The organism is Halorubrum rubrum (assembly GCF_024494685.1).
Taxonomy (GTDB): domain Archaea; phylum Halobacteriota; class Halobacteria; order Halobacteriales; family Haloferacaceae; genus Halorubrum; species Halorubrum rubrum.
In genome coordinates this window covers 1-24,988 of record NZ_JANHDM010000002.1, presented here as the reverse complement: position 1 = coordinate 24,988, position 24,988 = coordinate 1, and the positions used below count along the sequence as shown (strand labels likewise).

General features: G+C 67.7%; 22 protein-coding genes. 11 read left to right on the top strand and 11 right to left on the bottom strand.

Annotation, left to right across the window (positions count from 1 at the left end; genetic code table 11):
• Positions 1-47: 47 nt before the first annotated feature.
• The 4 genes from NO889_RS02380 (at position 48) to NO889_RS02365 (ending at position 3,562) form a co-directional block, all read left to right on the top strand.
• Complete coding sequence (locus tag NO889_RS02380; protein ID WP_256410664.1) at positions 48-764, top strand: ribulose-1,5-bisphosphate 5-phosphatase; 717 nt, start codon at positions 48-50, stop codon at positions 762-764.
• Positions 761-1,405 (top strand): ribulose-1-phosphate aldolase, encoded by a 645-nt coding sequence (locus tag NO889_RS02375; protein ID WP_256410663.1) that lies wholly within the window; start codon positions 761-763, stop codon positions 1,403-1,405. Before NO889_RS02380 ends, NO889_RS02375 begins: the two co-directional genes overlap by 4 nt.
• A gap of 97 nt (positions 1,406-1,502) precedes the next feature.
• Positions 1,503-2,459, top strand: coding sequence for a ribose 1,5-bisphosphate isomerase (locus tag NO889_RS02370; RefSeq protein ID WP_256410661.1), 957 nt, complete (start codon positions 1,503-1,505; stop codon positions 2,457-2,459).
• Positions 2,456-3,562 carry an ATP-dependent ribose-1-phosphate kinase gene (locus tag NO889_RS02365; RefSeq protein ID WP_256410660.1) on the top strand — a complete coding sequence of 369 codons (1,107 nt, stop codon included), beginning with the start codon at positions 2,456-2,458 and terminating at the stop codon, positions 3,560-3,562. Before NO889_RS02370 ends, NO889_RS02365 begins: the two co-directional genes overlap by 4 nt.
• Positions 3,563-3,588: 26 nt before the next feature.
• Here the strand turns inward: NO889_RS02365 and NO889_RS02360 are convergent, their stop codons facing one another.
• Positions 3,589-3,894 (bottom strand): MazG-like family protein, encoded by a 306-nt coding sequence (locus tag NO889_RS02360; RefSeq protein WP_256410659.1) that lies wholly within the window; start codon positions 3,892-3,894, stop codon positions 3,589-3,591.
• Between the two features lie 150 nt (positions 3,895-4,044).
• On the opposite strand from NO889_RS02360, the gene npdG reads away from it, so the two are divergent.
• The 7 genes from npdG (at position 4,045) to NO889_RS02325 (ending at position 10,474) form a co-directional block, all read left to right on the top strand.
• Positions 4,045-4,713 (top strand): NADPH-dependent F420 reductase, encoded by a 669-nt coding sequence (npdG, locus tag NO889_RS02355; RefSeq protein WP_256410658.1) that lies wholly within the window; start codon positions 4,045-4,047, stop codon positions 4,711-4,713.
• 298 nt (positions 4,714-5,011) lie between these two features.
• Positions 5,012-5,854 carry a polyprenyl synthetase family protein gene (locus NO889_RS02350; protein WP_256410657.1) on the top strand — a complete coding sequence of 281 codons (843 nt, stop codon included), beginning with the start codon at positions 5,012-5,014 and terminating at the stop codon, positions 5,852-5,854.
• Between the two features lie 99 nt (positions 5,855-5,953).
• Positions 5,954-6,667 (top strand): phosphoribosyltransferase family protein, encoded by a 714-nt coding sequence (locus NO889_RS02345; protein ID WP_256410656.1) that lies wholly within the window; start codon positions 5,954-5,956, stop codon positions 6,665-6,667.
• Between the two features lie 155 nt (positions 6,668-6,822).
• Positions 6,823-8,202, top strand: coding sequence for an NCS2 family permease (locus tag NO889_RS02340; protein WP_256410655.1), 1,380 nt, complete (start codon positions 6,823-6,825; stop codon positions 8,200-8,202).
• 157 nt (positions 8,203-8,359) lie between these two features.
• Positions 8,360-8,614, top strand: a complete 255-nt coding sequence (locus NO889_RS02335) for a glutathione S-transferase N-terminal domain-containing protein (protein ID WP_256410654.1) — start codon at positions 8,360-8,362, stop codon at positions 8,612-8,614.
• Between the two features lie 69 nt (positions 8,615-8,683).
• Positions 8,684-8,926: a hypothetical protein gene (locus tag NO889_RS02330; RefSeq protein WP_256410653.1), complete on the top strand. Its 243-nt coding sequence runs from the start codon at positions 8,684-8,686 to the stop codon at positions 8,924-8,926.
• A gap of 87 nt (positions 8,927-9,013) precedes the next feature.
• Positions 9,014-10,474, top strand: a complete 1,461-nt coding sequence (locus NO889_RS02325) for a metallopeptidase TldD-related protein (RefSeq protein WP_256410651.1) — start codon at positions 9,014-9,016, stop codon at positions 10,472-10,474.
• Here NO889_RS02325 and NO889_RS02320 read toward each other — a convergent pair.
• The 10 genes from NO889_RS02320 to NO889_RS02275 form a co-directional block, all read right to left on the bottom strand.
• Entirely contained in the window at positions 10,471-11,565 is a 1,095-nt protein-coding gene (locus NO889_RS02320; RefSeq protein ID WP_256410650.1) for an ABC transporter ATP-binding protein, read from the bottom strand. The two genes, NO889_RS02325 and NO889_RS02320, sit on opposite strands and share 4 nt — an antisense overlap.
• The gene (locus NO889_RS02315) at positions 11,562-12,602 is read right to left on the bottom strand and encodes an ABC transporter ATP-binding protein (RefSeq protein ID WP_256410649.1); all 1,041 of its coding nucleotides are present in this window, start codon (positions 12,600-12,602) and stop codon (positions 11,562-11,564) included. The genes NO889_RS02320 and NO889_RS02315 overlap by 4 nt, the downstream gene beginning before the upstream one ends.
• Positions 12,599-13,579, bottom strand: coding sequence for an ABC transporter permease (locus tag NO889_RS02310; RefSeq protein WP_256410648.1), 981 nt, complete (start codon positions 13,577-13,579; stop codon positions 12,599-12,601). Before NO889_RS02310 ends, NO889_RS02315 begins: the two co-directional genes overlap by 4 nt.
• A 4-nt stretch (positions 13,580-13,583) precedes the next feature.
• Positions 13,584-14,567 carry an ABC transporter permease gene (locus NO889_RS02305; RefSeq protein WP_256410647.1) on the bottom strand — a complete coding sequence of 328 codons (984 nt, stop codon included), beginning with the start codon at positions 14,565-14,567 and terminating at the stop codon, positions 13,584-13,586.
• Between the two features lie 73 nt (positions 14,568-14,640).
• Positions 14,641-16,383, bottom strand: a complete 1,743-nt coding sequence (locus NO889_RS02300) for an ABC transporter substrate-binding protein (protein ID WP_256410646.1) — start codon at positions 16,381-16,383, stop codon at positions 14,641-14,643.
• A 271-nt stretch (positions 16,384-16,654) separates the two neighbouring features.
• Complete coding sequence (locus tag NO889_RS02295) at positions 16,655-19,561, bottom strand: DEAD/DEAH box helicase (protein ID WP_256410645.1); 2,907 nt, start codon at positions 19,559-19,561, stop codon at positions 16,655-16,657.
• Between the two features lie 463 nt (positions 19,562-20,024).
• Complete coding sequence (gene kynU / locus NO889_RS02290) at positions 20,025-21,443, bottom strand: kynureninase (protein ID WP_256410644.1); 1,419 nt, start codon at positions 21,441-21,443, stop codon at positions 20,025-20,027.
• Between the two features lie 50 nt (positions 21,444-21,493).
• Positions 21,494-22,762, bottom strand: a complete 1,269-nt coding sequence (locus NO889_RS02285) for an MFS transporter (RefSeq protein ID WP_256410643.1) — start codon at positions 22,760-22,762, stop codon at positions 21,494-21,496.
• Between the two features lie 320 nt (positions 22,763-23,082).
• Positions 23,083-23,646 (bottom strand): pyridoxamine 5'-phosphate oxidase family protein, encoded by a 564-nt coding sequence (locus tag NO889_RS02280; RefSeq protein ID WP_256410642.1) that lies wholly within the window; start codon positions 23,644-23,646, stop codon positions 23,083-23,085.
• Between the two features lie 74 nt (positions 23,647-23,720).
• The gene (locus NO889_RS02275; RefSeq protein ID WP_256410641.1) at positions 23,721-24,605 is read right to left on the bottom strand and encodes a hypothetical protein; all 885 of its coding nucleotides are present in this window, start codon (positions 24,603-24,605) and stop codon (positions 23,721-23,723) included.
• Positions 24,606-24,988: the final 383 nt, after the last annotated feature.

Genomic DNA, 24,988 nt, shown 5'->3' with positions numbered 1-24,988 from the left:
CGACCCCGCCGAACCACGCTTAAGTCGCCGCCCCGCGAGGGTTCGACATGGAGTACGAAGCGGTCTGTTTCGACCTCGATAACACCCTCTACCCGTACGATCCCTGTAACGAGGCGGGCAAGCGGGCGGCGCTCTCGACGTTCCGCGAACGCGGGTACGACCTCGACCGCGAACGGTTCGACGAACTGTACGCGAGGGCACGTGCGGACGTGAAACGCGAGACGGCGGGAACCGCGGCCTCACACGAGCGGTTCGTCTACTTCAAGCGGGCGCTCCGACGACACGCCGACGTCCACGACGCCGCCGACGCGTTCGCGATCGGCGAGGCGTACTGGGACGGATACGTGGCGGAGATGGAACTCTTTGACGAGGTCGAGGAGACGCTCGACGCGCTTCGTGAGGCCGGTCTCGCGGTCGTCGTCGTAACGAATCTCACGACGCGAGTCCAACTGCGGAAGCTGGCTCATCTCGATATCGACGACCGGATCGATCGGCTCGTCACCTCCGAGGAGGTCGGCCGCGAGAAACCAAGTGCGCTCCCGTTCACGGCGGCGCTCTCGGCGCTCGATCTCCGGGCGAGCGAGGCCGTCATGGTCGGGGACAACGTCGTCGCGGACGTGGAGGGCGCGAACGCCGTCGGCATGCGAACGGTGCTCTTCACGGGCGGAACGGGCGAGAACCCGACCGGCGACGAGCTTGCGGGTCCGCGACGACCCGACCATCGGATCGACGAGTTCGCGGCGCTCCCGGAGGTGCTCGCGTGACCCTCCGTTCCGAGCGCGAGGCGGTGGTGGCGTACGCCACGGCGCTGTCGGAGCTGACGCCGGGACGGACCGGAAACCTGAGCGTCCGCGCCGGCGACGCGTTCGCCGTCACGCCCACCGGCGTGGCGTACGACGCCTTCGACGCGGCCGACGTGCCGGTGGTCGGCGTCGACGGCGAGCGCCGTGCGGGCCGGATGGCCCCCTCGAGCGAGGTGCCGATGCACGCGGGGATCTACGAGCACGCGCGGCCCGGCGCGATCGTCCACACCCACTCGCCGTGGGCGACGACGCTGGCGACGCTCGGGGTGTCGCTCCCGCCGGTCCACTACATGATCGTCGCGGTGGGGCGGGAGGTACCGCTGGCGGACTACGCGCCGTACGGGACCGAGGAGCTGGCCGCCAACGTCGTCGCCGCGATGGCCGAGGCGGAGTCGGACGCCGCGATCCTCGCGAATCACGGCCTCGTAGTGACTGGTCCCGACCTCGAGACCGCGATCGAGAACGCCCACCACGTCGAGGACCTCTGTCGGCTCTACGTTCGTTCGTCGGCGATCGGCGAGCCGAACCTGCTGACGGACGACCAACTCGCGACCGTCGAGGAGCGCTTCGAGAGCTACGGCCAGCAACCGGAGGACGGATGAGCGTCCAGCGCCGGCCGCGTAACGGTGGGGACGGAGGGAACGGAAGGGGCGCGGGCCGAGTGAGGTTTATATCCGTCTCGCGGGAAACGGTATCGACATGACCGATCACCGACTCGCCCCCGACGTCGAGGAGACCACGGCGGCGATCGCGTCGATGGAGATCCGCGGCGCGGCGACGATCGCGGCCGGCGCGGCGGAGGCGCTCGCCACGCAGGCGCGCGAGGCCGACGCCGACTCCCCGGAGGCGTTCCGCGCGTCGATGCGCGCGGCCGCCCGGAGGCTCCGCGAGACGCGGCCGACGGCCGTCTCGCTCCCGAACGCCCTCCGGTACGTCCTTCGTCGGATGGAAGGGCGGAGCGTGGAGGCGCTACGGGAGAGCGTGACCGACGCGGTCGCGGAGTTCGTCGCGCAGCTCGACCGCGCCCAGGAGGACCTCGGGCAGGTCGGTGCGAACCGCCTCGCCGACGGCGACACGGTGATGACCCACTGTCACTCGACGGACGCGCTCGCGTGTATCGAGGCCGCCGTCGACCAAGGCAAGGAGATCGAGGCGATAGTCAAGGAGACGCGTCCGCGCAACCAGGGACATATCACCGCCGAGCAGCTCCGCGAGGCGGGCGTTCCCGTCACGCTCGTCGTCGATTCCGCGGCGCGGCGCTACCTGAACGAGGCGGACCACGTCCTCGTCGGGGCGGACTCGATCGCCGCCGACGGCGGCGTCATCAACAAGATCGGGACTTCGGGACTGGCGGTCAACGCCCGCGAGCGCGGCGTGCCGATCATGACCGCCGCGCAGACGATCAAGCTTCACCCGGAGACGCTGACGGGCCACACCGTGGAGATCGAGATGCGCGCCGAAGACGAGGTGATCGCCCCGGAGTCTCGCGAGCAGATCGGAGAGATCGCGGTCGAGAACCCCGCCTTCGACGTGACGCCGCCGCGGTACATGGACGCGATCGTGACCGAACACGGCCAGTTCCCGCCCGAGAGCATCGTGACGCTGATGCGCGAACTGTTCGGTGAGGGTGCCGCCGAGCCGTGGGCCGAGCCATGAGCGGCGAGGACGACGGCTCACGACGAACGGACGCGAACGACGGCTCACGACGAACGGACGCGAACGACGGCTCACGACGAACGATCGCCGACGGCGGCGACGAGATCGAGCCCGCGGTCGATCCCGATCTCGAGCCGGAGACCGGGACCGGACCGCCGGCGGTGATCGCCGCGGGTCACATCAACTGGGACGTGACGATCCACGTCGACGAGTTGCCCGAGCGCGACGGGGAGACGCGGATCGAGCGGCTCGAACAGTCCGGCGGCGGCAGCGCCGCCAACGTCGCGGTCGGCGTCGTGGGGCTCGGCGGCCAGTCGGTCGTCTTCGGCAGCGTCGGCGGGGACGAGTCCGGCGCGCTCGCCCTCCGCGAGCTCGCGAGCGCGGGGGTCGACCCCGGCCACGTGCTCGTCGACGCCGACGCGCCCACCTCGGTCACCTACGTGATCGTCGACGGGAACGGCGAGCTGTTGATGCTCGCCAACGAGGGGGCCAACGAGTCGTTCTCCGCGAGCGACCTCGACCGCGAGACGCTCGCGGCCGCCGACCACCTCCACCTGACCGGCCAGAAACCGGAGACCGCGGCCGCGCTGGCGACGACCGCGGCCGAACTCGGTCCGACCCGGAGCTTCGACCCCGGTCGCCGGGTGACCGACCGCGGGTACGACGCGGCGCTTCACGCCGCGGACCTGATCTTCGTGAACGACCGCGAGGCGGACGCGCTGGCGGACGCGACCGACATCGACCCGCGAGCGCCGGACGACCGCATCGTGGCGGTCAAACACGGCGGCGACGGCGCGACGGTCCACACCCCCAACGGCGACGTCTCGCATCCGGGGTTCGACGTCGACGCGGTCGACACCGCGGGCGCGGGAGACGCGTTCGCCGCGGGGTTCCTCGGGGCGGCGCTCAGGGAACCGGCGATCGCTGACGGCGGCTTCGCGCACGACCCGCGCGAGTACCAGGTGCCGCTGCTCGTCGCCAACGCCTGCGGCGCGATCGCGGCCGAGACCGTCACCGCCCGCGCGGACCTCTCGTGGGACCGAGTCCGGTCGATCATGGGCGAGTCGCCGGAGGCGGACCTGCTCATCGAGATCCGCGCGTGAGCGGGCGAGGGCGTCCTCGGAGTCTCCTACGCTCCCGAGCCGGCTCCCCCGCTCGTCTCGATCCGGTCCTCGTACTTCGCGAGCGCGACCTCCAAGGCCTCCCCGGCGTCGACGTCGGCCGCCTCGGCGAGCGCGAGCAGCGCGAACAGGCAGTCGCCGACCTCGTCGGTCGCGACCTCGGCGTCGTCGGGGGCGGACCCGTAGTCGGTCGAGGTCGTCACCTCCTTCGCGACCTCGCCGACCTCGCTCTCGAGGTCGAGCACGCGGTACGCGAGGTCGGCCTCCAGCCCGTGCTCGTCGACGAACGCGGAAACGCGGTCCTGTGCGTCCATGGCGGCCGGATCGACCGGGCTGCGTATAGGCGCACCGAAGATCGCTCGGCGACGGCGGCGGGAGGGCTCCCGTCGGCGTCGGGGAGCGCCGCCGACGGCGAGGACGGCCGGTCACGCAACCCCTAAGGTCGTAACGCGCCGACGGGTCCCATGGACATCGCGATACTCGGCGGCACCGGCGACATCGGGGAGGGGCTCGCGCTCCGCCTCGCCGCCGACACTTCCCACGAGGTCCTGATCGGCTCGCGGGACGCCGAGAAGGCCGAGACGAAAGCCGAGGAGTACACCACGGAACTCGACAGCCGCGGACTCGACCGCGAGGTGTACGGGTTCGAGAACGTCGCGGCCGCCGAGCGCGCGGACGTGGTCGTGCTCGCGGTGCCGCCGTACCACGTCGGCGACACGGTCGAGGAGGTCGGCGACGCGCTCGACGACGGCGACATCCTGGTCTCGCCGGCCACCGGGATGAAACGCGACGAGGAGGGCTTCCACTACCACAAGCCCGGTGCGGGCTCCGTCACGCGGATCGCGGCGGACGCGGCACCCGAGGAGGTCGCGGTCGTCGGCGCGTTCCACAACCTCGCGGCCGCGCGCCTCGCGAACCTCGACGCGGATCTCGGGATCGACACCCTCGTGATCGGCGACGACGAGGACGCGAAGGGGATCGTCACCGACGTCGCCGAGGGGATCGAGGGGCTCCGCGCGCTCGACGCCGGCGGGATCGCGAACGCCCCCGAGATCGAGGGGCTCACCCCGCTTCTCATCAACGTCGCGAGCAACAACGAGCGACTCCACGACCTCGGGATCCGGTTCCAGTAGGTCGGAGATCGGGCCGAGGTCGTTGCTGGCCCGGTGAACGTTCCCAGAGCCCCACCCCGCACAGTACCTCACGCCTCCCCAGCCTCGTTGCTCGCGCGTTCGCGCTCGCAACTCCCTCGCGGGCTCCTCGCGAGCCGCTGGCTCGCTCGGAGGCGCGCCACCGCGGTAGCGCGCGTGCGAGTGGCACGTATGGCGGAGCGTGTACGACGCCTCGGAGGCGTACTCCGGGCTCCGCCCGTCGTCCTCTCGTCCGGACGTTCCGTTAGGCCTTTGCTCGGCCGTCCCCTCCGGTCAGTGGATGGAGTACCTGGAGCGCCGGGTCGCGCTGGTCGAGGACCGTCTCGAGGAGGTCATCGACCGCGTCGAACCGGAGGAGCTGTCCGACGAGCTCGCTCACGTCGTGCTCGCGGGCGGCAAGCGCGTCCGCCCCGCGGTGACGATCCTCGCCTGCGAGGCGTTCGACGGCGACCCCGACGACGCGGTCGACTTCGCCGCCGGCATCGAGTTCGTCCACAACGCCTCGCTCGTGATCGACGACATCATCGACCGCTCGGACGTCCGGCGCGGGACGCCCTCCGCGTGGGCCGAGTTCGGCTACGGCCCGGCGATGATCACGAGCGACGGGCTGCTCGGCGAGGCGTTCGCGCTCTTCTCGACCGACGAGCGGGCGATGCGGACCGTCGCCGAGGCGATGGTCGAACTCGGCGAGGGCGAGGCGACGGAGCTCGCCGCCCGCCCCGCCACCGAGGCCGAGTACATGGAGTTGGCCCGCCGGAAGACCGGCGCGCTGTTCCGCGCGGCCGCGGAACTCGGCGCGGTCGCCGGCGGCGCGGAGCCAGCCGCGATCGAGTCGTTCGGCGAGTACGCCGAGCGCGTCGGCGTCGCCTTCCAGATGCGCGACGACGTGTTGGACGCCACCGCCGACGCCGACGACCTCGGCAAGCCCACGGGCCAGGACGCCGAGATGGACCGGCCGAGCGTCGTCCAGGTGACCTCGCTCTCGCCCGACGAGGTCGACGAGCGAGCGCGCAACCAGTCCGAGCTCGCGCTCGCCGCGCTCGAGGACGCGGACCCGCCCGAGACCGAGGCGATCGAGTACCTCCGGGATCTCGCGGAGTTCGTCGTCGTTCGCGAACGGTAGTTCGTCCGCGAATCGTTCGCTGAGGGTCGTTCGTTCGTGGATATTCTCTGCGTCGTGTGACTTCGATGTATTCATAGTTGTGTGATCACGATCATCGGTATGAACCGCGCAGAGAAGGCGGCCCTCCAGCTACAGGCGGTCGCCGTGTTGCGGACGCTGAAGGAGACGCGGACGTACGAGGAGCTGTCGACGCTCACGGGGCTGCCGGCGGGTGATCTGAACCGGTACGTGAACGGCCACGTGCTCCCCGGAGCCGACCGGGCGCGCGAGGTCGTCTCCGAGGTGGGCCGCGACGCGCTCGCCGACGAGCTCGTCGCCCGCGTCGCCTTCGACGACGAGGGGTACGTCGACAACTCGGGAGTCGTCTTCGACCAGTCGTTCCTCGACCTCGTCGCGCCAGTCGCCGCCGAGACCTTCGAGTTCACCTCGCCAGACGTGGTGTTGACCGCCGCGACCGACGGGATCACGCTCGGTGCGGCGATGGCCTCCTTCTTCGACGCGCGGCTGGCGTACGCCAAGAAGTCGAAGGAGACCGCCGTCGAGGAGTTCATCGAGTCGCGCCAGCGGCTCGCCTCCGGCATCGAGCTCACCTACTACCTTCCGAGGCGCGCCATCGAGGCCGGCGACACCGTCCTCGTCGTCGACGACCTGATCCGCTCGGGCGAGACCCAGGAGCTCCTGCTCGACATCGCGTTTCAGGCCGACGCCGACGTCGGCGGGGTGTTCACGCTCATCGCCGTCGGCGACGAGGGAATGCGCCGGGCCCGCGAGATAACCGACGCGCCGGTCGGCGCGCTAACGGCCTTCGAGTAGCGTCCGAACCCGCCGCCGTCTCCCGGAACACACGTTCGACCAGTTTTTGACGGCGAGAAAACATTTCGACTCCAGTCATGTCCACATTTGTGTATATTTGCGTATTTCAGGTAGCAATCCTTATGTTGAACACCGAGAGTATCCACGAGTAACCAATGGGGATCGCAGACACGCTGGCGGCGCGATTCGACGTCGAAGCGCACGGGTCGGACTTCCGGACCGAGTTGGTGGCGGGGCTCACGACGTTCCTCGCGATGTCCTACATTATCGTAGTGAATCCCTTCATCCTCGCCGAAGCGATCCAGATTCCGGGCTACGAGTTCTTCGAGGTGGTCCAGATGATCGCGATCGCGACGATCCTCTCCTCGGCGCTCGCGACGCTCGTGATGTCGCTTTACGCCAACCGACCGTTCGGGCTCGCACCGGGGCTCGGGCTCAACGCGTTCTTCGCGTTCACGGTCGTGTTGGGCCTCGGGATCCCGTGGGAGACGGCGCTGGCGGCCGTCTTCGTCGAAGGGGTCCTGTTCATGGCGCTGACCGCGGTCGGGGCACGCGAGTACGTCATCCGGCTGTTCCCCGAACCGGTGAAGCGCTCGGTCGGTGCCGGGATCGGGCTGTTCCTCCTGTTCATCGGCTTTCAGGAGCTCCAGATCGTCGTCCCCGACGACGCGACGCTCGTCACGCTCGGCGGGATCTTCGGGAACCCGTGGGCGATCCTGGGGATCCTCGGGCTCGCGTTCACCTTCGTCCTCTGGGCGCGCGGGATCACGGGTTCGATCGTGATCGGCATCCTGACGACCTCCGTCGTCGGCTGGGGACTCACGCTCGCCGGACTCTTCGAACGCGGCGTCGTCACCCCGGAGTCGCTGCCGTCCGCCCAGTACGACATCACGCCGATCGCCGGCGCGTTCGTCGACGGGCTCGCGGACGTCGATCCGCTCACGTTCGCCTTGGTCGTGTTCACGTTCTTCTTCGTCGACTTCTTCGACACCGCCGGAACGCTCATCGGCGTCTCGCAGTTCGGCGACTTCCTCGACGACGAGGGCGACCTCCCGGAGATGGACAAGCCGCTGATGGCCGACGCGGTCGGCACCACCGCCGGCGCGATGCTCGGCACCTCCACCGTGACGACGTTCATCGAGTCGTCGACCGGCGTCGAGGAGGGCGGCCGCACCGGACTCACCGCGCTCGTCGTCGCGCTCCTGTTCCTCGCGTCGCTCGCCGTGATCCCGCTCGTGGCCGCCATCCCCGCGTACGCCTCCTTCATCGCGCTGATCGTCGTCGGCGTGATGATGCTCCAGGGGCTCGTCGAGGTCGACTGGAGCGACCCCGCGTGGGCCGTCTCCGCCGGGCTCACCGTCACCGTGATGCCGTTCGCCTACTCCATCGCCGACGGGCTGGCGGCCGGCATCGTGGCGTACCCGCTGATCAAGGTCGCGACCGGCGAGTACGACGACGTCGACCGCGGCCAGTACGTTATCGCGGCACTGCTCGTCGTCTACTACGTGCTCCAGACGCGCGACGTGATCCTCTAGGGCGGTGATCGCGGTCGTCGCCGCGCGGTCGTCGCCGCGCCGTCGTCGCGCCTCCACCGCCGTCGCCACCGTCGTCCCGCCACGTCACCAGCGTCCGTGCGCGCCGGGTACACCGACCGCGGAGGTTCTTTACCTCCCGGGCCCGTGTTCTCGGACGATGACGGACCTGAAACTCTACGAACTGGAGGGGTGCCCGTACTGTGCGAAGGTCAAAGAGAAGCTCGCCGAGCTCGACTTGGAGTACGAGTCGATCATGGTCCCGCGCCCGCACGGGGAGCGAACCGAAGTCGAGGAGGTGAGCGGCCAGACGGGCGTCCCCGTCCTCGTCGACGAGGCGAACGGGATCGACGCGATGCCCGAGAGCGACGACATCGTCGCGTACCTCGAGGAGACGTACGGCGGCGCGAGCTAGACCCGGCGACCGGTCGATCGCGGCGGTCCGAAGGCCAACGTTGATACGTATTGAGACGAATCCACGGGCATGAACCTCCCTCGCGCGCCGAAACAGCGGTGGGCGAGGGCGACGCTCGGGCTCTCGCTGTTTTTCGCGGTCGGCGCGTTCGTCTACCTCGCGCTCGACGGCTCGCTGTTTCAGGGCACGGTGCTCGCCGTCCTCATCCTCGGTGCCGGCTACTGGGAATACAAAAAGAAGCTCCAGGAGAAGCGGGTGGCGAGACGGTACGAGGCGGAAGCCGAGGAGCAGCGCCGCGAGGACAAGCGCTAACGTACGCGGCGTGTCGAGTCACCGCACTGTCGACCGCCGTCCCCGGAAGTCAAGGGTTTCATGTGTGAGAGCGGAGATCACACGTTCATGAGCGACGAACGCGAGGAGGCGTTGGACGCGATGGACTGGCTGCTCGACAGCCTCGAGGCCGACGACGCGGTGTCGTACGCGGAGGTCGGCGGCGTCTACCAGGAGAAGACGGACATCGTCGTCACCGACGAGGGCCCCCGAAACCGAACGGAGTTCACGGAGACGGGCGTGTGGCTGCGGGTCTTCGCCGACGGGGCCGCCGACTACCGCTACACGAACTCGCTCGACGAGGAGAGCCTGCGCGACGTTGCCGACCGCGCGATCCGGAGCGGCGAGGTGCTCGCGCAGGACGAGCCGGGGCGGTTCGACGCCTACACCACCCACCGGGGAACCCACGGCGGCTGGGCGAGCGAGGGGATACACGAGCGCGACCTCGACGAGAAGGTCGCCGCCGTCGAGGAGGGGTTCGCGGCGGCCGACGACCTCGACCTCGACCGTCGGTGGGCGAACTACGTGGACGCACACGTCGAGGAGGCGGTCGGGACGACGACCGGCAGCGTCGTCCGCACGACGCTCGACCGGGCGAGAGTGAACTTCAGCCTCACGCTCGCCGACGGGCCGAAGGTGAGTCGCCACGCCGGGTCGACGGAGGGCGCCGCGTTCCTCGAGGAGATCGGAGACGACTTCGAGGCCGCCGCCGCCGACGCTCGGGCGCTCGCGAACGCCGACTCGGTCGAGGCGTCGACCGGAGAGACGACCGTCGCGTTGAGCCCGGAGGCGTCCGGGCAGCTGTTCCACTTCGTCTCACACTACCTCGAGGCCGACACCGGCTACATGGGATTGAGCCCCTACGACGTCGGCGACCGGATCGGGCCGGCTGACCTCGCGATCGAGGACACGGTCCACGCCGGCTCCTGGGCCGCCCGCGCGTACGACGCCGAGGTCAAACCGACCACGCCCACGCGGCTGGTCTCGAACGGACGAATCGAGCGACTGCTCCACAACACCACCACCGCCGCGGAGGAGGACGTCTACCCGGCCGGAAACAGCGTCCCGAGCCTCGGGTTCACGGAGCCGCCGCGGATCCACGCCCGCCACCTGGAGGTGGCCGCCGGCGACGCCGACGCCGCCGCGCTCCGCGAGGACGCCGACGTGTACGTCGAGCGATTCAAACAGCCGTGGCTCCGCGACGAGTTCGAGCGAGTTCAGCGGCAGGGCGTGTTCCCGGCGAGCGCCCTCTACGCGAAGGACATCGACGACATGACCGAGGAGCGACCGGACTGCGGCTCCGCGGAGCTCTCGATCGCCGAGGGGTACCGGCTCGAGGACGGCGCGCGCGCCGGTCGCGTCGACGGGGTCGCTCTGGAGTACACGCCGGACGTGCTCCGGAGCGTCTCGCGTATCGGCGACGCTCGCGGGACGGTGACCGGCGTCTGTGAGAAACACAAATCCCAGATCCCGTTCGCGGTGACCGCGCCGGGGATCCGGCTCGAAGCGCCGCTGACGGACGGGAACTAGTCGTCGGCGGGCGTCGACTCGGCCCCGTCGCCCGTCTCGGCGGCGCTCGGACTCCCGCTCATCTCCTCGTAGGGATCGTACCCCGCCGCGCTCTCGTAGAGGTGACAGGCGACGTCCTGTTCGAACTCCGTCTTCTGCTCTAACGGCGGCACCACCTGGTCACAGACGTCGCCGATGTACTCGGAACACCGGTTCTTGAACCGACAGCCGGTCGGGATGTCGATGACGTCGCCGACCTCGCCCTGTAGCTCGACGCGGTCGCGACCCACGCCCGGATCGGGGACCGGGACGGCGTTGATGAGCGCCTGCGTGTACGGGTGTTGCGGGTTCTCGATGATCTGGTCCGTCGGCCCCTTCTCGACGATCTTGCCCATGTACATGATCGCCAGCCGGTCACACATGTGCCGGAGCAGCGAGAGGTCGTGACTGATGTAGACGACCGAGAGGCCGAACTCGTCCGTCATGCGGTCGAGAAGCGAGAGCACCCCCGCACGGAGGCTCACGTCGAGCATCGACACCGGCTCGTCCGCGACGATGAAGTCGGGATCGAGCACGAGCGCCCGCGCGATCGCGACCCGCTGTCGCTGTCCGCCGGACAGCTCGTGCGGGTACTGGTCGAAGTAGTGCTCGGCCGGGAGCAGCTCCGCGAACTCCAGGGCGCGTTGGACCCGCGCCGTCTCGTTGGGGATGTCGTGGATGCGCAGCGGCTCGGCGACGGTGTCGTACACCGTCATCCGCGGGTTCAGGCTCTCGAAGGGGTCCTGGAAGATCATCTGGGCGTTCTGCCGGAACTTCTTGATCTCCGCGTCGGTCGCCTCCGAGAGCCGCTGGTCGTCGTAGATGATGTCGCCGGCGGTCGGCTCGTGGAGCTTCACCAGCGACATCCCGGTCGTCGTCTTCCCGCAGCCGGACTCGCCGGCGAGTCCGAGCGTCTCCCCCTCGCGGAGTTCGAAGCTGACGCCGTCGACCGCGTGGACGTAGTCCGGCTCCCCGCTGCCGAACGACTCCATCAGGCTGGCGATCCAGCCCTGATTGACCTTGAAGTGCTTCTTCAGGCCGTCGACCTCGAGGAGGGCCTCCTTCCCGCTCATTCCTCGACACCCCCGTCGGTGGCCGCGGCAGTCTGACTCCACGTGTCCGAGTCGTCGGCGTACGGTCGGAGCTCGGTGTCGATCTCGTCGGCGTAGTGACAGTACGAGCGGAGGCCGTTCTCGTAGTGTGCCTCCGGCTCCTCCTCGCGACACTTGTCCGTCGCCATCGGGCACCGCGCGGCGAACCGGCAGCCCTGCGGCGGGTCGACGAGTTCGGGCGGGTATCCCGCGATGGAGAGCAGGTCCTGGCTGCTCTTGCGGATGTTCGGGAACGCGCGTTTCAACCCGATCGTGTACGGGTGATACGGCCGGTTGAAGATCTCCTCGACGGGACCCTCCTCGGCGATCTTCCCCGCGTACATCACGATGACCCGGTCGCAGGTCTCGGCAACGACGCTCACGTCGTGGGTGATCACGAGCATCGAGGAGTTGATCTCCTCCTGGATCGACCCCATCCGCTTGAGGATCTGGTCCTGCATGATCACGTCGAGCGCCGTGGTCGGCTCGTCGGCCAGCATCAGCGACGGCTCGAGCGCGAGCGCCATCGCGATCATCGCGCGCTGGCGCATTCCGCCCGAGAACTGGTGCGGGTAGTCGTCGGCGCGCTCGGGGTCGAGCCCGACGAGTTCGAACATCTCGGTGACGATCTCGTCGGACTCGACGCGGCCGGTCCCCGGCCGGTGGGTCTCGATGGCCTCCACGATCTGCTCGCGGATGGTGTACACCGGATCCAGCGAGTTCATCGCCGACTGGGCGATCATGGAGATCTCCTCCCATTTGAGGCGGCGACGCTCCGGTCCGGACATCTCCGTCAGGTCGTCACCCTTGAAGTTGATGCTGCCGTTGTTGATGTAGCCGGCGTCGGGGAGGATCCCGATGATCGCCTTCGCGAGCGTGGTCTTCCCACAGCCGGACTCGCCGACGATACCGAGGTTCTCGCCCTCTTCGAGTTCGAAGGAGACGCCGTCGACGGCCTGTGCCGGCCCTTCTTCGGTTTCGTAGTAGACTTCGAGGTCTTCGACTTCCAGTTGACTCATTGTAGTTTGGGGTTAGTGATCTCTTCGTAGCCGCGGCCGATGAGGAAACCGCTGATGACGAGCAGACCGATACAGATCCCCGGCGGCACGAACCACCACCACGCGCCGAACGAGAGCGCGGAGTACGCACGGGAGGCCTGCAGCATCGTTCCCCACGAGACCGTGTTGGGGTCGCCGAGGCCGATGAACGAGATCCCCGCCTCGGCGAGGATGGCCCATGCGATCCCGAAGGAGCCGTAGAGGAACGTCATCGGAAGGACGTTCGGCGCGAGGTGTCGACTGATGATGTGCCAGTCGCCCGCCCCGGCGACCTCCGCGGCCTTCACGAACGGCCGTTCACGCAGCGACAGCGACTGCGAGCGGATGACGCGGGCGGTCGAGCGCCACTGGAGAACGATCAGCGCGAGGATGATGTTCCAGAGGTCCGGTCCCAACACCGCGACCAGGACGATGACCGTCGGTAGAAGCGGCATCCCGTACAGGAAGTCGACGATCCGCATCAGCGCGTCGTCGACCTTCCCGCCGTAGTAGCCGGCGACGAGGCCGACGAGCGTCCCGATCCCCGCGGTGAAGATCGCGGCGACGAGCCCGACCAGCAGCGCGGCGCGCGTCCCGTAGATGAGCTGGCTGAAGATGTCGAATCCCTCCGCGGTCGTCCCGAGGAGGTACTCGGTGTCCGCGCCGAGAAGCGACGGTTCGGCCCAGTCCTCGATGATGATCCCCGCCTCGCCCTGGTACTGCCGCTGGAGCGGCTGGTGGGTCGCGATGAACGGCGCGAAGATCGCGATCAGCATGAACCCCGCGACGGTGAGCATCGAGAGCTTGACCGACAGCTCGTCGGTCAGCATTCCCCAGTGTTCCCGGAGCGTCTCCCGCCAGAGGCGGAACGTCCGCTGCCACTTGTCTATCTCCTCGTCGGAGCCGCCGTCGTCGAGGTCGGTGTATATCGACCGACTTGATTGTTCTTCTTGGGCCATTGGTCTAGTCGTAAGTCACCCGCGGGTCGAGGTAGCCGTACGCGAGGTCGGCCACGAAGTTCAGGAAGATGATGGTCGACGCGAGCACGATGAACGTGCCCTGTGCGACCGGGAAGTCGCGCCGGAGGACCGCGCGGACCATCTCCCGACCGATCCCGGGCCACGCGAACACGGTCTCGATGAGGACGCTCCCGCCCACGGCGTAGCCGAGGGCGATCGCCGCCGCCGTGACGATCGGGAGCAGGGCGTTCCGGGCGGCGTGTTTGAACATGATCGTCCGCTCCTTGAGCCCCTTCGCGCGGCAGACGTCGATGAAGTCCTCCGAGAGCACCTCGAGCATGCTCGAGCGCATGATCAGGAGCGGGTATCCCATGTAGTAGAACGCCAGCACCGCCGCCGGCGCCATGAGGTGTTTGAGGAAGTCCACGGTGAGGACCATGTCGAGGAACCCCGTGCTCTGACCGCCGGTCCCCAGACTGGTCATCCCGCTCATCGGGATGAGGCCGAGTTCGGCACCGAAGATCCAGAGCACGATGAGCCCGACGTAGAAGGTCGGCACGCTCCGGGCCGTCAACGCCGTGATGACCGTGCTCCGCTCGAACCGGGAGCCGCGGTACCAGCCGGACAACACGCCGAGCGTGATCCCGATGGCGTACGCGACGACGAACGCCGACAGCATCAACACGAGCGTGTTCGGCATGTACGTCGCGATGATGTCGGTGACGGGTTGATTCGAGTGGAACGACTGCCCGAAGTTCAGCTGGACCAGGTTCTGGAGGAACCGGATGTACTGGACGTACAACGGGTCGTTGAGGCCGTAGCTCTCGATGAGCCGTTGGCGGGCCTCCTGTGTCATCTGCGAGGAGACCACGTACGACGTCGGATCGCCGGGCATGAGCCTGAACAGCCCGAACAGCACCGTTCCGACCGCCCACAACGTCGCGACGAGTTGGAGCGTGCGCCTGACAACGAAGCTAGCTTTTCCCATGTTACTTAGTCACTAATATCCTTGTGGTTCGTTTAAAGATTGCGCCGTGAGGTGGGGTAAGCGCCCGTGCGCTCTATTCGGGTGCCTGGATCGCGCCCTCGTCGTTCCAGGAGTAGCCGGCCTCCTCGAGCCGGCTGCGGGCCGCGTCGATGCTCTCCTCGTACTCGGTGACGTCCTCGGTGTGGAGCGGACCGAACGCCTCCGAGACGACGTTGAAGCCGGGCTCCGGGAAGCCGAACAGGATCTGGTCGACGATGGGCGTCCGCGGGATGGCCTCGACGAGCGCCTTCCGCATCTGCGGGTCGTCGAGTCCCTCCTGACGCTCGTTCGGGGTGAAGTGCCAGAACGTCGCCGCGGGGTTGAACTGGGTCCCGATGTTCTCGTTGTCCTGGTTCTCGTTGAGCTGGCGGTCGATCCGGCCGAACGGCTCGTAGTTGAGGTCGCCGTCGATGAGGTTCTCCCACACCGTCGACGCCTCGGGGATGACCCGCCAGAAGCGGCGATCGAAGTCGACGGGCGCGAAGTGCTCGTCGAACTTCGTCATGCCGAACTCGCTGCCCTGCTCCCAGTAGTCGAACATCATCGGACCGCTGCCGACCGGCTCCTCGATGCTGGCCTCGCTCGGGTTGTCCCGGTCGGCCCACTTGTGTTCGGGGATTATCGGGATGAGGTTGGCGACCGAGAGGTTGAACGGCCCGAGCGGCTCGGACATGTTGATCCGAACGGTCTCGTCGTCGACGACCTCCGCACCCTCGATGTAGCCGGCCTGGGTGGAGTACAGCGGCACCTCGTTATCGACGATGTAGTTGTACGAGAACGCGACGTCCTCGGCCGTGACGTCCTCGCCGTCGTGCCACGAGTGGTCCGTCCGGATGGTGTACTCCATCGTGGTCTCGTCGACGCGCTCCCAGTCCGTCGCGAGGCTGACCTCCGGGTCCGGTTCGGCGTCGCCGTTGTACTGGACCAGGAAGTCGTACAGCATGTTGAACTGGTAGACGTGCTTGCTCTCGTCGTTGTGCCCGAGCACGTTCATCGTCGAGAGCGTCTCCGGCCAGTAGCCCTTGAGGGTGTCCTCGTCGCCCTCCATCTCCAGGTTGATCATCGTCCAGTAGGAGTTGAACCCGTTCGCGAGGTCGGACTCCCAGTTGGAGACCTGGTTGTTGTTGTAGATGGCCGTCTGTGGCATATGCGTGACGGGCATCATCGGCACGTCGTCCATCACGGTCTGCTGGATCTCGTGACACTGGTCGATCCGCGTGTCGGCGTCCGGCTCGGCCAGGTAGCTCGACATCAGCTCGTCGAGGTCCTCGTTCACGTAGCCCGCGTAGTTCCCCTGTCCGGGGTCGGTGTTGCCGGAGTTGAGCAGGTTGTTCAGCTCGGTCACCGGCTCCGAGACGAAGAACGTGTGCCACGTCGAGAAGCTGTAGTCGTACTCCTCGGAGACCCGGCTGAACAGGGTCCCCCACTCGAGCACGTCGACCTCGATGTCGAGGCCGAGTTCGTCGTCGAACTGGCTCGCGATCAGGTTGATCGCGTCGTGTCGCGGCGGGTTGTAGCTCTGTGCGTTGTTAACGTATGTGTACGTCGGGAGGTTGCTCCCGCCGCCGTTCTCGGAGCCGTCGTCGCCCGAACCGTCGTCACCGGAGCCGTCGTCGCCCGAACCGTCGTCACCGGAGCCGTCGTCGCCCGAACCGTCGTCGCCGCCGCCACCGCCGCCACCGGAACAGCCGGCGAGGGCCGTAATTCCGACCGTGCCGCCGGCACCGGTCGCTTTCAGGAAGTCACGCCGTTTCATGTCCGCGTCTGACCTAACCATGGATCAACCCACCGTTTCGGTAGGAAGTATATAAATATGTGGTTCATCCACTCCGACAGTCCTCCAGTATCAGATCATGAAGGAGAGGCGTGATAATCTGTGCGTATATCGTCATCGAAGAGGTATTACTATCGATTTTCTTTCTCTAATGGTCGTTACTGATCTATGTGCGGGATCTCGCGCCCGCGTTCGACCACCGATCCGCGGCGGTCCCCCGGTGACGACGTCGGGTGGAGGGCGATCGCGACCTCGCGTCGCCCGGAGATCCGCGTCAGTCCCAGAACGACTGCGTTCGCGCGTACTCGCGTTCCTGGCGCAGCACGTCGCGGTAGAACTCGTCTTCGTCCTCGCGCAGCCTGTTGATGATCCTGGCGGCGTTGTGCGGGCCGACGCCGCGAGCGGCCATCGCGATCACCGCGCGCTTCCCGTGTGACTGGACGAGACTCGCCGCCCGGTGTGCCCGCTCCGTGCGGCGCTCCTCCTCGTCGTCCTTCTCCGCGGCGCGGACCGCGGCGACGGTCTCCTCGTCCCACGGGTTCAGCGCCGCGACGCGCGTCGATCCGCACTCCGGACACTCCGGCCGCTCTCCGACCCGCCTGACCTTCGTGGTGCGCTCCCAGTCCCGGCAGTGGAGACAGAAGAGGCGAACCCGGTCGTCCCGGATGCGCTCGCGGACCGTCTCGATCACGTCGGCGTCGGCGTTCTCGGGCACGAGGAACTCCGTTCCGGCGGACCGGCCGGCCGTGCCGAGGGGCGTGCGCTCGCGAGCGGTCGCGAGGTCGATCCCGCCGGACCGGACCGCCTCGAGCACGTCGGCCGTCTCCGCGACCGCGAGGTCGGCGTGGAACACCTCCCGGAGCGCCTCGTCGTAGACTGGCGTCCCCTCCAGCGCCGCGAGGAGTCGATCGCCGCCGAACTTCCCGCGACCCTCCCGGTAGCGCTTGACCGCGCCGAACTTCGCGGCGACCTGCGCGAGCGTGAACTTCAGCGCGTCCGAGTTCTTCACGGCGATCTCGAGGTACGCCGCCAACCCATCGGGATCGGTCGTCTCGAGGACCTCCCGGAACGTGCCGGAGTCGGCCCCGCCCGGCACCTCGAACTCGACGCGGTAGGGGTCGACGTCCATCCCGACGGACGACCCCGTGCGCTGGCCGACGAGCGCGGCGAGCAGCCGTGCGAGCGTCTCGTTGACCTCGTGGCCGAACGTCGCGTTCACCGCGACGGTCCGCGCGCTCCCCTCGATGGTGACCCGTTCGTCCGTCGGCACGGGGTGGCCGGCGTCGACGTGGTCCGCGATCGTCCCGATCGCCTCCCGGACCGTCCGCTCGTCCGCCGGGTACCGGTCGGCCAGGTCGCCCGCGACCGCCGCCGGCGTCGACCCCGCCTCGAGCGCGCTCGCGACCTCCCCGCGGATCCGCCCGACCTCCTCGGCGACCGGCCTCGGGACGGGGATCTCCTGACCCACCCACGAGGGAACCTCTCCGGCGGGGTCGGCGATCGGCGTGACCTCGACGCGCTCCTCCTCCTCGTCGACCTCCGTGATCCGCCACATCTCGCCGCGCTGGACGAACGTCTCGCCCGGCCCGGCGAAGTTGACGACGAACCGCTCGTCCAAGGTGCCGATCCCCCGCCGGGAGGACATGTCGTACACCTCGTAGGTGGACTCGTCGGGGATCATCGAGAGGTTCGCGTAGAAGTACTGCCACGTCCCCCCCGACTTCTCGAGGGTGTCCGACTCCTCGTCGAGCCACAGCAGGCGGTTCCCGTCCAGCTCGCGGACGATCTCCTGGAACGTCGGCTCGGAGAGGTCGCGGAAGGGGTACGCGTTCGTGATCGTCTCGTAGGCCGTCCTGGCGTGGACCTCCCCCTCGTCCATCACGACGCCGACGACCTGGTTCGCCACCGTGTCGAGGCTGCCGTGGTGGATGCTCGCCGGCTCGACGAGCCCCTCGCCGGCCCGCCGGGCGATCGCCATCGCCTCCAGCGTGTCGTCGCCCCCCTGCGTCACGACGGTCCCCTCCGAGACCAGGTCGCGGCGGTGGCCCGCGCGCCCGACCCGCTGGAGCAGCCGGGCGACCTCGCGGGGGCTCCCGTACTGGACCACGTGGTCGACGCGCCCCACGTCGATGCCCAGCTCCATCGAGGACGTACAGACGAGCCCGTCGACCGCGCCGGCCTTGAAGCGGTCCTCGACGTCGACGCGGACCTCCGTCGAGAGCGAGCCGTGGTGGACCTCGATCGTGACCGTCTCGTCCTCGGGGTCGCCCTCGGCGAGCGTCTTGAACCGCGATCCGAGCGCCTCCGCGGTCTGGCGCGTGTTGACGAAGATCAGCGTCGAGTCGTTCTCGCGGACCGTCTCGCGGATCGCGCGGACGTGACTCGCGGTCGTCTCGTCGGTCGCGAGCTCGCCGGCCAGCCGCGAATCCGCCCCCGTGATCTCGGGGTCGAGCACGCGCACGTCGGTCCGGGTCCCGGCCGCGACCTCGACCGTCTCGAACGCGCGGTCACCCTCCCGGTCCGGGTCGCGCCGCCCGCAGCCGACCAGGAACCGCCCCACCTCCTCCGGCGACCCCACCGTCGCGCTCAGCCCGATCCGCTGGAACGGCCCCGCGACCCGCCGGAGCCGCTCGAGCCCGACCGTCAGCTGGGCGCCGCGTTTCGCCGACGCCAGCTCGTGGACCTCGTCGACCACGACGTGTTCGACGTCCTCGAGGGCGACCCGCATCTTCGATCCCGTCAGGATCGCCTGGAGCGTCTCGGGCGTCGTGATCAACACGTCGGGCGGGTCGTCGGCCTGCTTCGACCGCTCGTACCGGGTGGTGTCGCCGTGACGCACCGCGACCTCGATCCCGAGCCGGTCGCCCCACCACTCCAGCCGGTCCATCATGTCGCGGTTGAGCGCGCGGAGCGGGGTTATGTAGAGCGCGGAGATCCCCTCACGCGGGGGGTCGCCGGGGGCGTCGCGGGCGCGGTGGATCGCGTCGAGGACGGGCAGCATCGCGGTCTCGGTCTTCCCGGTGCCCGTGGGTGCGAGCACGAGGGCGTTCCTCCCGGCCGCGATCGGCGGGATCGCCTTCCGCTGCGGCTCCGTGGGCGTCGAGAAGCCCCGCTCGGAGAGCGCCCCGCGGACCTCGCTCCCGAGGCGGGTGAAGGCGTCCATACCCGACGGTTCCGCCATCGTCTGATCGTCGGACGTTGGGCGCTCGGCCGATTAAGTTCGTCGCTGTACGAGGAACGTCTTTAGCTGAGTGTCGGCGGTGTAGTGCCGCTCGCCGAAGCCGTAGTTGCGCGATCGTATCTCGTTGTTAGCGCGGTGAACATCACCAAAGCCCCAGTCGCTCGGCTGTACGACACGGAAAACGTGACTGCGGAGAACGCCTCCAAAGCCCCAGCCGCGAGGGCGAAGACGCGCGACGTAAGGACCGCAAGGAGGGAGCGGTAGCGACCGACTGAGGACCGCAGCGAGCGCATCGAGTCCTCGCGGCTGCCCCTTTGAGTCCCGCCCCGCACCTCGTGCCTCCCCAGCCTCGTCGGCCGCCCTCCGCGTCGCTCCGGGCGACCGACTCCCTCGCGGGCTGCTCGCGCCCTGCCGGGCGCTCGCAGGCGCGCCACCGCCCCGTCGCTGGATGATCGGCGTACCCCTACGTCACGCCGCCCTCGCCGACCGCGTACGCCAGGTGGTCCCCGCTCTCGAGGAGCGCCTCGATCCGGTCGACGACCGCCAGCACGTCCGCGAAGGACGTGTACGGCGCGGCCGGACAGACTCTGACCACGTTCGGCGGCCGGAAGTCGACCACGGCGCCGCGGTCCGTCAGGGCCTTGCTCAGCCGCTCCGCCTCGGGATGTTCGAGGGCGACGTGGCCGCCGCGGGCGTCGCGCTCGCGGGGCGTCCCGACCGAGACCTCGGGAAGTCTCTCGTCGACGAGGGCGATCAGGAAGTCGGTGAGCGCGAGCGACTTCGCGCGGATCCGGTCGATCCCCGCCTCTCGGAGGAGTTCGACGGAACCTTCCAGGGGGGCCGCCGCGAGCAGCGGCGGCGTGCCGATCTGCCACGCGCCCGCGGAGTCGGCGGGCGTGTAGGTCAGGTTCATCTCGAACTGCGTCGCCTTCTCGTGACCCCACCACCCGGCCAGCGCCGGCGTGAGCCCGTGGTGGCGCTCGGCGACGAACAGCGCGCCGATGGAGCCGGGGCCGGCGTTGAGGTACTTGTACGTACACCACACCGCGAAGTCGACGCCCGCGTCCGCGAACGCGTGCGGGACCGCCCCGACCGAGTGGGCCGCGTCGAACCCCGCGTACGCCCCCGCGTCGTGGGCCGCCTCGGCGATCCGCGCCACGTCGAACAGCTGTCCGGACCGATAGAGCGCGGTCGGCATGAAGACGATACCCACGTCGTCGTGCGCCCCGAGCGCGGCCTCGATGTCGCGGGGGTCGATCGTCCGCCCGTCGCGGCTCTCGACGATCCGGAGCTTCTCGGCGGGGTCGATCCCGCGCTGCCGGAGCTGTGCGCGGATCGCGTAGTGGTCGGACGGGAAATCGAGGTCGTTGACGAGCACCGCGGGCTCGACGTCGGGATTCCAGTTCCCGTCGGCGGCCGCGTGCCCCGCCCGGTCCGGGCCGTTGCCGGCGAGCAACTCGTCGAGGAACGTTCCGACGAGCGTGTGAACGTTCACCGTGATCGAGTTGCCGACGACGACCTCCGCCGGGTCGGCCCCGACGAGCGGCGCGAGCGCCGCGCCGATCCGCTCGCCGACCTCGAACCACGGCGGGTCCGCGTCGGTCCACCCGCCGATCAGCAGGTCGCGCCACTCGTCGACGACCCGGTCGAGGCTCGCGAGCGCGGCGTCGCTCGCGGGGCCGAGGGAGTTGCCGTCCATGTACAACGCGTCGCCGGGGACCGAGAAGCGATCCGCGAGGCCCGAGAGCGGGTCGTCCGCGTCGAGTCGGGCGGCGACCGCCGCCGGGTCCGCTTCGAACGCCCCGCGGTCGAGTGCCGTCGTCGCAGGGGCGTACGGATCGGCTCCGTCCCCTCTCCTGGCTTCGTCGCGTCGATCGTCCATACGGGGGAGGGACGCCGCCGGCGACTAAGCCCTTCCGGGGATCGGGCCGACTACTCCCGAGAGTCGCCGAACCGGTGGACGGAGCCGGAGGCGAGCGCGCCGCAGGCGGCGATACCCGCGAGCACGAAGAACAGCTCCCGCGTGCCGGCGACCGTGAGGACGAACCCCGCGAGCCCCGCGCCGAGCGACCCGACGCCGAAGATCCCGAGGTAGGTGTACCCGAACGAGAGCCCCCGCGTTCCCGGCGGCGAGTAGGCGGCGACGGTCGCCTGCGAGAGCGGCTGGACGGTGAACAGCGCGACGCCGAGCAGTCCGGAGACGAGCAGGAACGACCAGATCCGACCGGTAGCGGGCACGAACGCCAGCGCGAGCGCGGCCAGGATCGACATGAGGTAGACGAGCCCCCGCTCGGGTGGGATCCGGTCGGCGATCCGGCCGCCGAGGTACTGGCCGGGGACGCCGACCATCAGGATCGCGACGTAGAGGTACCGCGCCGGGTCGAACTCCTCGGCGTAGGGGCCCTCGGGATCGACCAGTTGGAGGTCGGCGAACCCGCCGAGCGTGTCGCCGAGCAGGTCCGGCAGGAACGTGAGGAAGGTCCGGTAGTAGAGCCCGCTGAACGTGACGAACACCAACACGAGCGCGAACCCGAGCGTCAACAACGCCCGCGTGTCGCCCACGAACCCGGCGAGCGAGTCGGCGAGGGAGGCGTTCGTGGGTTCACCTTCGGCTTCGTCCCGGCCGTCGGCCTCGCCGGCGGCCGCGAGCGCGGCGTCGACGTCGACGGTGACGCCGTAGCCAGCGACGAGGAACGCCGGGATCGTGAGCAGCGCGGCGACGATCCGCCAGTCGAAAGCGAGGAGCAGCAGGACCGCCGCGAGGGGGCCGAGCGCGATGCCGAGGTTGCCGCCGATGCCGTGGTAGCCGAGCGCGGTCCCGCGGCGCTCGACCGCCTTCGAGAGCAGCGTGAGCCCGGCCGGGTGGTAGACGCTCGCGGTGACGCCCCACACCGCGAGCGCGAACGCGAGCACCGGCAGGCTCGGGGCGGCCCCGACGAGCAGGAACGCGCCGCCCATCCCCAGCAGGCACGCGAGGATGACCGGCTTCGAGCCGAAGCGGTCGACCACCACGCCGCCGGGGAGCGCCCCGACGCCGAAGAGCCCGTAGCCGACGGTGACGAGCGCGCCCAGCGTCGCGGCCGTGGTCGAGAACTCCGCGATCCACACGGTGAGCAGGATCGGGATCGAGAGCTCGTAGGTGTGGACGAGCCCGTGGGAACTCGCCGTGAAGGCGACGATGCGTCGCTCGTTCGCGTCCATCGATGTCCGGATCTCATCCGGGGCGGGCATAACCCCGCGGGTAGACGCCGGCGTTGCCGGGAGCGGTCGAACCGGTCACCTCGTCTTCCCGTCTTCCACGCCCCGGAATCGATGCGACGCCCCGACGCGAGTCGACGGAACCCCGAACCTCGCGCGCGGTCCGAGAAGAACGCCGATCCGATACGTCGTGATTCCTCCCGATCCTCGCCGGGCCGTTCGAGATCGCGTGGGCGGTCGGGCTCCGCCTCGGTCCGGCGGGCACCGAGCGCTCCGGGGACCGCTCGCCCGACGCGCGACCGAGACCGCTCGACCGGGACGGCTCAGACCGCGTCCAGATCGTAGGCGTCCGGGTGGTCGGGTTCCTTCCAGCCCTCCTTGCCGCTCCAGGAGTCCACGTCGAGGCGGTAGACGGCGGTCCGGTCGATGGACTCCGCGGCCATCTCCTCGTAGTCCTCGCCCGGCGTCAACTGGGGAGCGAACTTCTCCATGAAGCGTTCGAGGACGCGCCGCTTCGCCGGCCGCTCCGTGACGAAGTCCACGGTCCCGTAGGCGACGACGCTGGAGTACTCGACGGTGAAATTCACCGGCTCATCGGCCGGGACGTACCGCCCCTTCTCGCTCGTCGTGAAGCTGGCTCGCGGCCCGTCGCCCTCCTCGACGAGGTCGTGAGCCCGCCCGCCCTGCGCGCCGTGGAGGTAGATGGCGCCCGCCTCGGAGTCGTAGACGAACAGTTGCGTCACGAGGTGCGGCGTGTCGTCGTCGACGAGCCCGAGCACGCCCGTCTCCTGGTCGGCGAGGAACTCCGGGATCCACTCCGGATCGTCGATCGCCTTCCCCTGATAGCGGATCTCGTCGGAGACGTCGGCGGGCGTCGGATCGGTCATGCGGACCGATCGAGATGATGTTTGTAAAATCTTGTCGTGACTTACAGGCGATGAACGTGGAACACAGGATCATCCTACGTGTCGTCTACATCGTCTTCGAGTTGGATCTCTCTGATATGATACGTTGAAATATATTGTTGACGTTGGTCATTCAAAAGTCGTCTGACTTCTTCCCTTTTTTCGATTAGATCAGATCGAATATCTTGGAGTTTGGCCAGTTCTTCGTCATAGATCTCACGGATTGATTCAAAATACGCTTTATTTTCACTAATTTCCATCCGTCGTTCCCAGGCCTGCTGTATCACAAGATCAGCGTATTGATTGTATCTCTGTCTGATCGCATATTTCTGATCTTCCGGTCGTCCATCTAGGCTTTCAATCCAATCTTCTTTGTCATCTATAAAATTATCTCTTATATATTTCTCTATGCCGTTTTTAACGTCTGATCTCACGTCCGAATATTCTTTATAAATATCTCTGTAGTCTTCACATAGCTTGATTATTTCCGAACTATCTCTTTCTAGATCTTTTCTGATAGGTTCGTTGATCGGAATAGATGGTCCTCCCAAATTTACGACAAGTGGTCCTCTAGTTTCACTAGACGGATCTTTCCAAGAATAATCTGGGAGCGGTTCAAGATCATCTGAGTCATAATTAGAATCTGTACTATCGTGTCTCTCAATAATTGACAACATCGGATCGATGCCATCACTGATGATTCTGATGATGGCACCTCTTTCTCTACCCCTTCGTGTCTCTTCAACTGTTTCCCGAAGTTGATACGCATACCATGCTGTAATCGCGACCAGTACGACAGTTGAGACAGCCTGTAGTTTTTCCGGACTTTGATAGTAATATGTGTATCCGATTAGAATCATGCCAGCAGTCGAAAGCCCCAACAGAATATGCGTCGACTTGAGGTAATCACTCGCCTCTTTTATTCGGTTGAGATCAGTCATAGTTATCTCTCGTAGATCGTGTTTCAATATCCGACTGTGAGAATTCTAAGCACATCGTCTAGTATTCATGAAACACGATACGGAAAGTCATTTCTCCGATCCGATCGATTTCCTTCGCCAGACGGCGGCGGGATGATGCGGCTGCCTGTTTAACTCGATTTGCCGATCCTCTTCTTTCCGGTCTTCTCTCTCTCGAAACGACACAGGAAGCTCTTCTTCTGGTCGATTCGAGACCTTCGCAGAAACGGGAGACTGCTATGGACTCGCGGGGCAGGAGCTTTATCGGTCATCTGACAACACCTCCACATCATCGAGGGCTCTCTTGCGGACGGTCATCTTCTCCTGATCTGTCCGAACATCGTAGTGCTCGTACAGCACCTCAA